This is a genomic window from Brucella pseudogrignonensis, assembly GCF_031454375.1.
In the GTDB taxonomy this organism is placed as follows: Bacteria; Pseudomonadota; Alphaproteobacteria; order Rhizobiales; family Rhizobiaceae; genus Brucella; species Brucella pseudogrignonensis_A.
Genome location: NZ_JAVDQT010000007.1, coordinates 182,067 through 194,512 on the forward strand (window position 1 = coordinate 182,067; position 12,446 = coordinate 194,512).

Below are 12,446 nucleotides of genomic sequence, written 5' to 3' on the forward strand. Positions count from 1 at the left end.
GCGGGTTTTCCGCCTGTCCACTTCTCTTCAGGAGGACAGGATGCGCAAAGGAACGCATTTCAATCGCAGGCAACTCATGCTTGGTGCATTGGCAACTGCGCCTTTGATGTGCATTGCAAACAGGGCACAAGCCGCAGAGCAGCTTGGCTTTGACAATCTGTATAAAAGTTTTGGCGTGCTGGGTCTGGAGTTTTCCGATCAGGTCAAAAATTCTTCCGGCAAGGAAGTGGCGATCAGCGGGTTCATGGCACCGCCACTCAAGGCTGAAGCCAATTTCTTCGTTCTGACCGAAATTCCGATGTCGATCTGCCCATTCTGCTCGTCGGATTCCGATTGGCCCGACAATATCATGGTCGTTTATCTGGCATCCAAACAGACATTCGTGCAGTTCAACGCGCCAATTCTGACGCGCGGCACGTTGGAATATGGTTCATGGACAGACCCTGAAACAGGCTTTGTCAGTCAGCTTCGTCTGCGTGATGCTTCTTTCAAAACGGTCTGATGATGATGCTTGCCAAGCCATCGGGCCTGTCGCTCGATATTGCCGATCTGGAAGTGCGCTTTCCGGGGTTGGCTCTCCCTGTGCTTTCCATTGAAAAGTTTAATCTGGTTGCGGGTGGTCATCTGGCAATTACCGGTGCCTCCGGCTCGGGGAAAAGCACGCTGGTCAACGCCATAACGGGTCTCGAACCTGTGAAAGCCGGCAAAGTAGTTTGGGGCGAAACGGCAATCAGCAGCCTGTCTTCTTTCAGGCGCGATGCGTTTCGTGCGCGCAACATTGGTCTGGTGATGCAGGATTTTCACTTGTTTCCCGGCCTTTCCGCACTGTCCAATGTGCTCTTGCCGCTCAAATTGAGTTTTGGGGTGAAAGCTGATGATCGCGCACGCGCGCTTCAATTGCTTCAAACAGTCGGAATAATCCGCCCGGACCAACATATCGAAACACTGTCGCGCGGTGAGATGCAGCGCGTTGCTATCGCGCGTGCGCTTCTATCTAAGCCCGGCGTGATCGTGGCCGATGAACCGACTGCAAGTCTTGATCAGAAAACCGGTGCCGATGTTGCCGAACTTCTGGTGCGGCTTGCGACCGAAGAAAAGGCGACATTGGTGGTCGTCACGCATGATCCGCAGCTGATGCAGTATCTGCAGCGCCGCATTCGCCTTGAAGGCGGAAGGATTGCAAGCGACAGCGCGGAGATGGAATTGTCATGATCGCATTCATTCTTGCCGATCTGCGCCGTTTCTGGAGTGGTGCCGTCGCCATCATCGTTCTGCTGGCTTTGTCGGTTGCATTAAGTTCAGTCGTAACCTTGCAGGAACGGGCTGTGCGGCTTGGGACGGCGCGGGCATCTGACAAGTTTGACCTTGTGATCGGTGCTGCAGGAAGTGACACGCAGCTCACACTTTCGTCGGTCTTTTTGCAGCCGTCGCCTCTGCCGCTGATGTCGGGTGCGATGCTGGGCAAACTTGCCAATGACAAGCGCGTGGCCTTCGCAGCACCCATAGGCTTTGGCGACAGCGCGATGGGCTTTCCCATTGTCGGCACGACAACCGAGCTTATTTCCGCCCTGTCACCGCAGCTCGCCGAAGGCACGATGTTCGCACGTCTGGGCGAGGCAATTATCGGTTCGGCAGTCGATCTGGCTGTCGGTGCTAAAGTCAATCCAATGCACGGTACTGTTGAGACCGGCGGACATACACATACCGAGGTCAGCTATCATGTCGCTGGCAAAATGGCTCCGACCGGCACTGCTTGGGATCGGTCCATTCTGGTTCCCATTCGCACTGTCTGGCAGCTGCATGGCATGGAAGCTCATGAAGAACACGAGCATGACGACCATGCTGAAAAGCCGGGTAACGGATTTGGTGTGCTTATCAATGAAAAGCCGCATGACCATGATCACGAAATCGACGTCAATGCGCCGCTTGATGAGGCTTTCGATGCTGATAGCCCCGGTGTTCCGGCTATTCTTGTAAAACCAAAGACCATTGCGGATGCCTATCGACTGCGGCAGGAATATCGTTCTGATCGCACATTGGCGATCTTCCCGGCAGAGGTTCTCACAAGGCTCTATTCAACATTGGGAGATGCCCGCAGCCTGCTGCTTGGTATCGCCATTGGTACGCAGGTGATTGTGGTTTTCGCCTTGTTGTTGGTTGCGGTCATGCATATCGGCGCGCGAAAACGTCAGATCGGTGCGCTGCGTGCGCTTGGTGCGCCGGTTCGCTCCATCATGGCGATTGTCTGGGGCGAATTGTTTTTCCTGCTACTGCTTGGAATCTTTCTTGGGCTGGCAATCGGCTATGCGGCAGCGCGGGCCATCACATCATGGCTCACCGCAACAACAGCAGTCAGGATGCCGGTGGAATTTGCTATGAGCGATGTCTGGCTTGCTATTGGCTTTATTGCTGTTGCAGCGGTGGTTTCACTGGTTCCGGCGTTGATGACGCTGCGCATGAGTGCGGCAGAAGCCTTGAGATCCTAAATCGTTGATCGATCTGGAAATATATAATGGCGCTTGGCCCGAGCGGGCATATTTCGACTTGGTCACAACCCGCTCGATATTAAAATAATAATTATAATTCATGCAATTATACAAATTTCAGTTTTTGGACCTAATAGCAGTCATTAAATCCCTATTCCGTATGTTTATTGTAACAAATTACCTTCATGCAAATTATAATTATAATTAGAAAACTCATATAATTTGATGGAGAATTATATGAATCTGAAATCACTCACACTCACCACGATCCTTTCTCAGTTTGGCATTTGGGGGGCCTATGCCGCTGAAATTCAGCCCGTGCCTGACGCGGAGCCTGCCGAATATGTCAAGATTTGCGATGCTTATGGTGCCGGCTATTTCTATATTCCGGGGACCGAGACCTGTGTCCGTATCCATGGCTACATTCGTAATGCGACAACGGGTGGTGATAATGTTTACGCGACGCGTGGCAGCGCTGTTAAAGCCGACACATGGCGTAGTCAGACACGTTTCCAATTTCGCTTTACAACGGCAAGTCATACCGATCTCGGCGATCTTAAAACGCACACCGAGATCCGCTATCAGTGGTTCAATGCGAATGACACAACAACACTTCGCTTCGCATATATTCAGCTGGGTGGGTTACGAGTTGGCCTTGATGAATCTGCGTTCCTTACCTTCACCGGCTATCTTGGGAATGTCCTAAGTGATGATATCATTCTCGCTGGTGGATATCGAACCAACCTCATCAGTTATACCTTTGAGCCAAACAAGCATTTTTCTGCAATTCTCTCGCTTGAACAGGGCGGAAACTCCGAAGCCAACACAGATGTTACCATTGATGACTACGTTCCGCACATTGTAGGCGGTGTAAAATGGAAAGGTGACGCGGGTAGTATTGCAGGCGTTGCAGCATACGACTCCCGTAACGAAACCTGGGCTGGTAAAATTCGCGGCGATCTCAAAATTACAGATCAGTTCTCAATCTGGTTGCAGGGGGCCTACAAATCGAACCACGATCATTATGCGATAGCCAATGGTGAAGCTTATAGAAAAATTGACGCCTTTTACGGAACATGGGGCGGAGATTGGACTTTTTGGGGCGGCTTAGAATACAAGGCTTCAAAGAAGCAAACTTTGAACTTGCAGGTCTCATATGACGGAACAGACAATCTGGCCGTTGTGGGAACAGCTCCATATCAATTGACACCGGGACTGCGTGTAACTCCAGAAATCGCCTATGTAAAATGGAGTGACTCCAATAGCAGCCTTGATGGCAAACACGCTCTACATGGCCGCGTTTCATTGCAGCGCACTTTCTGATTGTTTAAAGCAGCCCGAAATCAATTCGGGCTGCTTAATTATTACGTCTATGTTGAAAGCTTATCCTGCAATCAACAAAGCGATAGCACCACTCAGCGGTGGTAATAGTAGGGAGGAAAAAGTGCGGATGCATAAAAAGCGAATGCCCATAAGCGGTAGTTCATAAGAAATAATCCGATGTACCGCGAAAACAGACCACCCCGTCAGAAACGCCACCATCTGCGCCTCGCCTGCCCCTGTATTCCAGATCGTCAGCGCGATAGGAAAAGAGATCATCGGACCACCCGGCACAAAAGCACCCAAAACACTGGCAAATAGAATGCCGGTAAAGCCACTTTCGCGTCCTACGAAAGAGCCTATTAGATCAGCAGGCAAAAGACGGCTGAGAAATGCAGCTATGATAAAGCCTGCCGGAACACTGACGATTATGGACTTTGATTGATCTCTTATTTGCTGGAACAGAACGCTGATACGGTCGGGATGTTTAAACCATATCAAACCAACAAGAACAACGGCTAGAGCGAGCATGAAAATTTCACTGTTATCCATGCAAGTCACCATTGCCCCTTCAAAATTCTGCTAGCCGCAAAGCGCGCAAGAAACCCCGCAAGCCATGGTAGTGGTAGACTGGCGACCAATCGCAGCATACCGAAGTCAAAGCCAAGCAGCGGAATTTCCCAGATCAACAGACGACTCAGGCTAAGAGCAGCCCATGCTGTTAAGAACGCAATCAGCGCGCCAATATCAGCTCCTGCTTTTGCCAATGCCAACACCAAAGGGAAGGAAGCAAAAGGACCACCGGGCATAATTGCACCCAAGGCGCTGGCAATTACCAGGCCTCTTGTGCCAGACTTTGAGCCAAGCCAGCCACGCACCTTATCACGCGGAACAAGAACACTGATTGCTGAAGCCACCACGATACCGCAAAAAAGTTGCAGAACTACGCCCCCAAGTTGTTTCCCGGCTTCGTGCATCCCATCAAAGACTGCTTGCCCACCACGTATGATGTAGCAGGCGATAGCAGCAAGCACGGCGCCGATAACAAATATCGCTGCTTGTCGCCGCCAGTCTGGTTTGCGCGGCACTGTAACGCTGGCACCGTCCAGACTTTTCAAACCAATCGGCTTGTTCATAATTCTATATTCCGATCAGAAAATATGTTGGTACATCCGGTTAAGCAAAAGCCGACCTTGCGAGGGCACGGTCGGCAAAGTCTACGGTCAACTGTGAATGACGTCAGGCCAATTTTTCTGTGGGCCTTAAAGGGTCCGCAGACCACGCGGAGAACGACCCCACAAACAACCGAGCATCAACGCCATTTTCTCGCAGGACCAATGTTTCAAGTGCAGCGGCAACGCCACCACCACAATAAACACCAACCGTATCACCGGGCCTTACACCCTTCTGCTCAAGGAGAGTTGTGATTTCTGCAGCTGATAACAGCTTCCCGTCGAGAGCCAAAAATGCCTTTGAAGGCAAGCTTACAGCACCTGGAATATGCCCACTCCTATCCGAACCATCGCCTGCATATGCAGACGTGGGGCGCGCATCCAGCACAGTTTTTTGACCTGAGATAAGTTCCGCGATTTCATCGGCAGTTGCGGTGGGTAAATGCCCTGTCGTGTTGATGATAAAATCACCACCACCTGTCTTGGGTAGATCGGCATTCACATCGCCGCCAGCTTGTTGCCACGCGGTTAGGCCACCATCAAGAAAGCTTACCTTCGCAACACCCGCCCAGCGGAGTACAAACCATGCTCGCGCCGCTGCCGCTGGCGTATCATTGCTATAGACAATTACTCTACTATCACAGCTGATGCCCCAGCGTGCTATATCGGACTGAAGCTGTTCGACGCTGGGTAGTGGTCGCGCGCCGGAGACCCCGCCGCCCTTCCCCTGCAATTGTGTTGGAAGATCAACAAAATGTGCGCCCGCGATATGCGCCTCTTCATAGCCGCGCTTAAGATCAGCTTTTCCCGGTGCAAAACGAACATCAAGAAAAACAACAGCTGCGCCCTTTCTGACAAGAGCGATTGCTTCTTCTGCTGCGATAATCGATGAAATCTTATTGTTGGTCATGCCCCGCCCTCAATTTTTATTCCGACCGTCAAGGCCCAGATGGCCAGTCAATGTCGTTGTTTCGTATTCAGTTCGATAGATGCCGCGCCTCTGCAACTCTGGCACAACCAGATCAACAAACGCTGCCAGCGGCTGTGGTGAATAAGGTGGAAACACCTTAACGCCGTCAAATTCTCGGTCTTCGAACCGCTCTTCAATCCAGTCCGCAACTTCGCGCGCACTACCCACGACGGGCGCCTGATTTCCGGGAAAATTGACGATGTAATGATAAAGATCGTTGAACGTTACTTCTTCAATGTCGCCAAAGCTTTCAAGCGCCATTTCGAGCGCCCAAAGCTTGTTGGCTGCCTGACCCGGCTGCCCGTTGAGCTGAACTGGCTGTGCTGCCGCTTCTTTTCGCAGCTTTTCTATATCGACAATGTTGAGCACTTTTTCATGTTTGTCTGCTGAAACCAGTTCAAGCCCTAGAAAGCTGGAAACGACTTTGGGAGCATATTCTTCCAGCGTAAAATTCTGCACCATACGATAGGTGTCACGTGCAGATCGCGTTGTTTCATCAACGAAAAATGTGAAGCCCGGGAGAATGAACTGGTCATCTTCACTGCGCCCATATTTCGGCAAACGGCTCTTTATGTCTTTATAATAGGCTTTGTTCCAGTCGCGCCCACGATAGGGGCTGAAACGTATATCGGCATATTTCGCACCAAGCTCAAACGACTGCTCACTGGTGCCTGCATGAATGATCGGAATACGGTCCTGTATTGGCGGCGGAACATTGAGCGGCCCACGCACCGAGAAAAAATGGCCTGAGTGATCTATACGACGGCCTTTTTTCGGATCAAGGAAAACACCATTATCGCGATCATCAACAAGCCAGTCTTTATCCCAACTGGTTATAAGTCTACTGAAAACATCAAGAAACTCGTCGGCCTGCTGGTATTTTTCTTCCGCTTTTGGATGAGCTGCACGGGAGAAATTTAACGCAGCATCGGTGCCTGCCGCACCTGTAACCACATTCAGTCCGGCACGCCCGCGACTTAAATGATCGAGCGAAACAATAGCTCGCGCTGTGTTGTAGGGGTCAGAATAGGTAATATTGATCGTTACCACGATACCGATACGGCTGGTGATAGCGGCTGCATAACCACCAAGGGCATAACCCTCGATTTTGAACACTTCATTGCCATTGGAGCGCGCTGCATCCGGGTCACTTTTTACCGCATTGCCAATAAAATAATAGTCAAACAATCCACGTTCTGCGGTGCGTATTGTATCGGCCATGAAGTCGGGATCAACGGTGCCAGTGTTGCTCGCTTCAGGAAGGCGCCATGCAGTCCTGTGATGACCTGTAGGCCAGATAGAATAGCCGAGCCGCAACCGGCGTTTGCTATGTGTCATAATATTCCTCTCAGACCGACAGCGGTCTGCTCTTCCCACGAAGTCATGTGGAAAGAGACTTGTTATCATGCTTGATTATTGGGCTGATGGCAGCAGATAGTCGGCTATAGAAACATTCTCTAGCACTTGCTCAGGCGCGGCTTTCACACCCGATGCAATCCACTCTTGAGTTGCATTCACATCAACCGGGCCTTCAACGTAACGGGCTGTCGTCAGAAACGCCAGATTTTTGAGCTTTTCCGGGTCGCCATTCGCGACTTTTGCGAAATCAAGCTTGTCAAAACGTGCAGCAAGCTCAACGCGTTTATCGAGATCAAGTTTGTTATACCAGCTTGCAAATTCCCGATATGCAGCACTAAACTTTTGTGCCGTATCTGCATTGCTGTCTGCCCATTCAGCGGAGGTCCACCATCCAGCCTGCACTGCGTTAGGGTTCTGGTATTTCGCCGTGCTCGGATCACCAATAGTCCGGAAATTATAACCGTCACCAGTGCCATCATTGTTGTAGGCAACGATGAAGCCAAGTGATTGAATGGCGTCCACAGCGCCATTCTGCAGTGCTTCGGGCAATGCAGAACTTTGCTTGATGATGGTAAAGTTCACATCTGCAGGCTGAACGCCATTGCTTTCCAGATATTTGTTGGCAAACACCCGGAAGAAAGGCACCCCACCAATGCCAAGTTTGCGCGCTTTTAGGTCTTCCGGAGTCTTGATGTCACTGTCTTGTTTGACGAGATAATTGACTGCCTGGCTGGTGTGATTGGCGCCTGCGACCAGCTTGAGACCAAAGCCATTGTGGATGGCATTTACGCCAGCAAAAGTATCAGCATAAGCAATATCGGCGCTGCCACCTTTAACCGCCGCGATGGATTCTGTTCCGGTTGCAAGCTGTACCAGCTCCGTTCGGATGCCGTGGCGCGCGAAGAATCCCTCCTGTTCAGCAATCGCGATGTTGTAAGTTCCGGGTGTCAACGCGACCCGTACCAAAGTTGGCTCTTGAGCAAATGCTGCCGGAGATAAAGCCGTCGCGATTGCGAGTGACAAAAGCAGACGTCGGGATATTGTAACCATTTGAGATACTTTCACAAAACGATATCTGATTTTACCGGTTAAGCGGCTTGCGAGCTACTTGCGGCGTCCAGTTTTCTAAATTCGGGCGCTATATCGGATCCCAGGATTTCAATCGCACGCAACTGATCGGCATGCGGAACTGCCCGCCAGTCGAGCTGGAAAATATGGCGATCATAGCCAATACGGGCATGTTGGTGCTTCAGCTTGGCAAGAACATGTTTTGCATCACCGACAATAATATTGGAGTTCAGGTCTTCAACTGCTTCTTCATACTGCTCGCGCGTTGGTACTGGTTTGCCGCGATTGAGGCGCATATTGGCAACATAAGTCTGATAATGGATGAAAAAGCTGTCGATGGATTTTTGATTGTCGTCGCCAATATAGCCATGCGCGCTCAGTGCCACACGGCTGCGATTGGCCGGATGTCCCAGTTCGAATGCAGCCTTTCGATAGAGGGTGACAAGCTCTGCAAGCCGCTCAAAATCAGGGCCTCTCGAACCCGTCTGCACTGAAAAGCCGAGCTTTGCTGCACGCAGAAACGACCCTTCCGAAAGTCCAGTCGTCTGCCACAGATCAAGATGACCACTCAACGGACGCGGCCAGACCAGTAGATTATCCAGCGGCGGACGGCTGACACCTTTGAAAGTAACATTCTCATGGGCGTCAATATTGGCGATGAGGTTGAGCTTCTCATCAAAATAAGCATTGCGATCCGCATAGTCGACGCCAAACAGATCGAACGATTCCAGAAATACACCACCACCAAGACCGAGTTCTGCACGGCCATGCGATAAGAGGTCCAGCGTTGCAAATTGCTGGTAAAGGCGGACAGGATCATCCGTTGAAAGAACAATTGTTGCAGTACCAAGACGGATGGTTTTGGTACGCGCCGCAGCAGCCGCGAGCACCGTTGAACAAGCAGCGACCGAAAAGTCCGGGCGGTGATGTTCGCCTACGCCAAAAAAATCGAGGCCGAGACGGTCTGCAAGCTCAATACGCTCAAGCAGATCTTTGAGATTATCATAAGCAGTCTGTCGTTCACCCGTGATCGGGTTGGGATAGGTATCGCCAAAGCTGAAAACGCCGATTTCTGGCATGGAATTCTCCTGATGATTGATCAGTTCGGCGTATGACCCGCTCTCGTGAAGCGCTTTTCGAGCATCAGAAAGAGCGAATTGATCAAATAGCCGACTGCCGCCACGAGAACGGTCGCGGCGAGAAGTTTTCGAATATTGAAGGATTGCTGGGCTTCGAGAATATAAAAGCCGATGCCGTCATTGCCTGCGACCATGCCAACAACCACAGACATCATCAAGGATGTGCCTAGTGCCTGTCGCATACCAACAAGAATGTAAGGAAGCGCTGCTGGCAGAGCGACCTCAATCTGGGTTTGAAACCAGCTTAACTTGAACGTCTGCGCCGTTTCGCGCAGCGTTTTAGATAGGCTCTGCGCCCCTGCATAGGAGGTCATCAGCAACGGAAAAATTGCCGAAAGCAGGAACACGAGAATTTTCATTGTGTCGCCAATGCCAAAAAACAGGATCAGGACTGGAATGATGGCCGTTGTCGGCTTGGCGCGGGCAATTTCCACCACAGGCTCAAGGAGAGCCCAGAAAAAGCGTACCCGGCCCATCAGAAAGCCAAGTGCAATGCCAAAAGGTGCGGCAATCGCGAAGCCGATTACGAGAAGTCGCAGCGTATCCAGCAACGCCCAGAGCAACGCACCACCTGCAAGTTCTTCGCCAAGCGTCTGTCCAATTTGAATTGGTGAAGAAACTGTTGGATTATACCGTATCCACGCTGATACCTGCCACAGAGCTAACAATACACATAAGACCGTCCAACCAAGTACGCGACTGGAAACGAAGCGCGAAAGAAAACTGTCTTTAGACACTCTCTCATCATTAACGTTCACGCCTGACTCACTAAATAGCTCGGCCTCCGGACGCGGGGCTTGTTCATGTTGAACGATAGAGATGATTTGTGCACTTGTGGCCTTGGTGCTCATGAGGCCTCTCCCAACAGCCGATGGAGAACCTCCCGGCGCAGCTTCAGGAAGCCTGCATCTTCGCGACTTGCGACCTGATCGCGCGGACGCGCAATCGAGACGGTAATATCCTGATCGATTCCTGCGCCCTGCTCTTTCATGACGATGACACGGTCTGCGAGATACAGAGCCTCATCAATGTCGTGGGTCACAAAGACAATCGTCAGATTATGCTGTTTCCAGATACGCAGAAGTAGGTCCTGCATATTGGCTCGGCTCAACGCATCAATTGCACTGAATGGTTCATCAAGCAGGAGAATTTCGGGTCGCGATGCGATTGCACGCGCAATTGCAAGCCGCTGTTGCATACCACCCGACAACTCGGATGGATAAAAAGACGATTTTCCAGCAAGACCAACCTCAGCCAAATGACCTTCGATCAACTCCTGACGCTTTGCACCAGAAACTGAAGCCAAATCGTTGCTATTGCTTGCATGTCTAAGGCCAAATCCGATATTTTGACCGACACTTAACCATGGGAAAAGAGATTCTATATAGTTTTGAAAGACATAGCGCACGCCACGCTTTGCACCATCTGTTCCCTTAACAGACAGATTTCCCGCGGTCGGCGTTTCAAGACCCGCAATCAAACGCAGTAGAGTTGATTTTCCGCAACCGGAGCGCCCGACAATTGCGACAAAAGACCCGGCTTCGATCTGTAGATCAACCGGAGCCAAGGCTCGGACGTTTCCTCTACCGTTTGAGGCAAAGGTCTTCGCCAAGCCTTTAATGTCAATCGCTATGATCTGTTTGGGACGTTTTTGAAATGCAAGTTCAACCATGGGTATGGCCCACCGAACCAGTCTCAGAGTTGAACAGCAATCCGAACGTACTGGCGAAGCCCACCGCCGTAACAATGTGCGGTCGGTAGCTCGCTAATTCATCTGGGGATCGGTCGCTTAAGACAGGCACTGCATTTCTCTATAATATGGCGGAGTCAATCTCCCGCTGCCAGCCACTTGGCAGCTTTCCATATTTTTATGTAATTATAATTATAATTATAAAAGAAATTGTTTTATAAAAAATGGGCTGATTTTAGATTATCTGTCCAAAGACAAAGACACATCGCTTCTGACAGCATCACAAAAATAACCCGGACCCAACTTGGCCCGGGCAATCGACCTTTTAAATAGCATAGTAAGGACGTTACGTAGGCGCGAGTCCCGTTTCCATTGGCAAGGTCGCATCTAAAACCCATTCAGCCAAAGACCCGTCATATTCGGCAGTATTAGAGTACCCCAGCACAGCCAGAGCAAGTGCGCCGAGCGTCGATGCAACACCGCCCCCGCAATAGGTTATCACTTGACGCCCATCCAGCGAAATAACTTCAGAAAAAAGCTGCTTAAGCTTTTCAGTCGGCTGTAAGCCATTGGTTGTAGGATCAAGAAGCTTCTTGAATGGCAAATTCGCGCTGCCCGGAATATGGCCTAATCGTTCCCGAACGTTAATCCTTCCAGCAAAATCATCTTCGGGCAAGAAGCAAACGATGTCCGTCTTAGAACTGGAATCCGTTGCTCGAACAACATCTTGCTTTGAAACAATAAAGTTTCCATCAGAAGGCGCGCTATATTGAGCCATGGGGTATGGGTAGGGGCGCCCTTCTTCTAGTTTGCGGCCTTCACGAAGGTATTTTTTCAAGCCTCCATCCAAAACACTGACCTTCGAATGGCCGAAACTACGGAATAGCCACCATAAACGTGAGGCCCATTGGCCGACCAGACGGTCATATATAATTACGTGGCTGTCAGGTGTTATTCCTAATCTTCCAGCAGCCGCATCAAAGTGGGATTTGTTAGGCCGGGTAAAAGGTAATGATGAATTAGGATCAGAAAACTCTGAAAACATATCTGCAAAGCGCGCTTTCGGAATGCGCCCTTCCCCTTCGAACGCATCCAATCCGCTGCGGAACTCAGGACGCCCAGACATTTCCGACAGTTCAAGAAACACACTCGATTCGAGGACAACCACCGAATTATCCTCTGCGTGCATTTCAAGCCAATCCGTAGAAACAAGTGGGCTGAATTGGGTCATAAAGAGTAGAC

13 protein-coding genes are annotated in these 12,446 nt (G+C 50.7%); 4 read left to right on the plus strand and 9 right to left on the minus strand.

The features are described from left to right. Window positions 1-40 precede the first annotated feature (40 nt). The 4 genes from J2782_RS17915 (at window position 41) to J2782_RS17930 (ending at window position 3,809) form a co-directional block, all read left to right on the plus strand. Window positions 41-502, plus strand: coding sequence for a hypothetical protein (locus J2782_RS17915; RefSeq protein WP_310015028.1), 462 nt, complete (start codon window positions 41-43; stop codon window positions 500-502). Continuing rightward, window positions 502-1,212 carry an ABC transporter ATP-binding protein gene (locus J2782_RS17920; protein ID WP_310015029.1) on the plus strand — a complete coding sequence of 237 codons (711 nt, stop codon included), beginning with the start codon at window positions 502-504 and terminating at the stop codon, window positions 1,210-1,212. Before J2782_RS17915 ends, J2782_RS17920 begins: the two co-directional genes overlap by 1 nt. Beyond that, a complete protein-coding gene (locus J2782_RS17925; RefSeq protein ID WP_310015032.1) occupies window positions 1,209-2,486 on the plus strand; it encodes an ABC transporter permease in 1,278 nt (425 codons plus the stop codon). The genes J2782_RS17920 and J2782_RS17925 overlap by 4 nt, the downstream gene beginning before the upstream one ends. A 237-nt stretch (window positions 2,487-2,723) precedes the next feature. Next, window positions 2,724-3,809: a porin gene (locus tag J2782_RS17930; protein WP_310015035.1), complete on the plus strand. Its 1,086-nt coding sequence runs from the start codon at window positions 2,724-2,726 to the stop codon at window positions 3,807-3,809. 60 nt (window positions 3,810-3,869) lie between these two features. Here the strand turns inward: J2782_RS17930 and J2782_RS17935 are convergent, their stop codons facing one another. The 9 genes from J2782_RS17935 to J2782_RS17975 form a co-directional block, all read right to left on the minus strand. Beyond that, a complete protein-coding gene (locus J2782_RS17935) occupies window positions 3,870-4,358 on the minus strand; it encodes a hypothetical protein (protein WP_310015037.1) in 489 nt (162 codons plus the stop codon). A 5-nt stretch (window positions 4,359-4,363) separates the two neighbouring features. Beyond that, window positions 4,364-4,942, minus strand: coding sequence for a permease (locus tag J2782_RS17940; protein WP_310015041.1), 579 nt, complete (start codon window positions 4,940-4,942; stop codon window positions 4,364-4,366). Between the two features lie 103 nt (window positions 4,943-5,045). After that, window positions 5,046-5,888: a sulfurtransferase gene (locus tag J2782_RS17945; protein WP_310015044.1), complete on the minus strand. Its 843-nt coding sequence runs from the start codon at window positions 5,886-5,888 to the stop codon at window positions 5,046-5,048. A 9-nt stretch (window positions 5,889-5,897) separates the two neighbouring features. Beyond that, window positions 5,898-7,286, minus strand: coding sequence for an NtaA/DmoA family FMN-dependent monooxygenase (locus J2782_RS17950; RefSeq protein WP_310015046.1), 1,389 nt, complete (start codon window positions 7,284-7,286; stop codon window positions 5,898-5,900). Between the two features lie 75 nt (window positions 7,287-7,361). After that, the gene (locus tag J2782_RS17955; RefSeq protein WP_310015049.1) at window positions 7,362-8,357 is read right to left on the minus strand and encodes an ABC transporter substrate-binding protein; all 996 of its coding nucleotides are present in this window, start codon (window positions 8,355-8,357) and stop codon (window positions 7,362-7,364) included. Window positions 8,358-8,395: 38 nt separating this feature from the next. Then, complete coding sequence (locus J2782_RS17960; RefSeq protein WP_310015053.1) at window positions 8,396-9,454, minus strand: LLM class flavin-dependent oxidoreductase; 1,059 nt, start codon at window positions 9,452-9,454, stop codon at window positions 8,396-8,398. A 20-nt stretch (window positions 9,455-9,474) separates the two neighbouring features. Continuing rightward, window positions 9,475-10,365, minus strand: coding sequence for an ABC transporter permease (locus tag J2782_RS17965; RefSeq protein WP_310015056.1), 891 nt, complete (start codon window positions 10,363-10,365; stop codon window positions 9,475-9,477). Then, window positions 10,362-11,186, minus strand: a complete 825-nt coding sequence (locus J2782_RS17970; protein WP_310015060.1) for an ABC transporter ATP-binding protein — start codon at window positions 11,184-11,186, stop codon at window positions 10,362-10,364. The genes J2782_RS17965 and J2782_RS17970 overlap by 4 nt, the downstream gene beginning before the upstream one ends. A gap of 364 nt (window positions 11,187-11,550) precedes the next feature. After that, the gene (locus tag J2782_RS17975) at window positions 11,551-12,435 is read right to left on the minus strand and encodes a sulfurtransferase (protein ID WP_310015063.1); all 885 of its coding nucleotides are present in this window, start codon (window positions 12,433-12,435) and stop codon (window positions 11,551-11,553) included. Between the last annotated feature and the right edge of the window lie 11 nt (window positions 12,436-12,446).

Bases quoted from the DNA above. Each gene is read 5' to 3' on its own strand.
- J2782_RS17915 (WP_310015028.1), top strand. From the start codon at position 41: ATGCGCAAAGGAACGCATTTCAATCGCAGGCAACTCATGCTTGGTGCA.
- J2782_RS17920 (WP_310015029.1), top strand. From the start codon at position 502: ATGATGATGCTTGCCAAGCCATCGGGCCTGTCGCTCGATATTGCCGAT.
- J2782_RS17925 (WP_310015032.1), top strand. From the start codon at position 1,209: ATGATCGCATTCATTCTTGCCGATCTGCGCCGTTTCTGGAGTGGTGCC.
- J2782_RS17930 (WP_310015035.1), top strand. From the start codon at position 2,724: ATGAATCTGAAATCACTCACACTCACCACGATCCTTTCTCAGTTTGGC.
- J2782_RS17935 (WP_310015037.1), bottom strand. From the start codon at position 4,358: ATGGATAACAGTGAAATTTTCATGCTCGCTCTAGCCGTTGTTCTTGTT.
- J2782_RS17940 (WP_310015041.1), bottom strand. From the start codon at position 4,942: ATGAACAAGCCGATTGGTTTGAAAAGTCTGGACGGTGCCAGCGTTACA.
- J2782_RS17945 (WP_310015044.1), bottom strand. From the start codon at position 5,888: ATGACCAACAATAAGATTTCATCGATTATCGCAGCAGAAGAAGCAATC.
- J2782_RS17950 (WP_310015046.1), bottom strand. From the start codon at position 7,286: ATGACACATAGCAAACGCCGGTTGCGGCTCGGCTATTCTATCTGGCCT.
- J2782_RS17955 (WP_310015049.1), bottom strand. From the start codon at position 8,357: ATGGTTACAATATCCCGACGTCTGCTTTTGTCACTCGCAATCGCGACG.
- J2782_RS17960 (WP_310015053.1), bottom strand. From the start codon at position 9,454: ATGCCAGAAATCGGCGTTTTCAGCTTTGGCGATACCTATCCCAACCCG.
- J2782_RS17965 (WP_310015056.1), bottom strand. From the start codon at position 10,365: ATGAGCACCAAGGCCACAAGTGCACAAATCATCTCTATCGTTCAACAT.
- J2782_RS17970 (WP_310015060.1), bottom strand. From the start codon at position 11,186: ATGGTTGAACTTGCATTTCAAAAACGTCCCAAACAGATCATAGCGATT.
- J2782_RS17975 (WP_310015063.1), bottom strand. From the start codon at position 12,435: ATGACCCAATTCAGCCCACTTGTTTCTACGGATTGGCTTGAAATGCAC.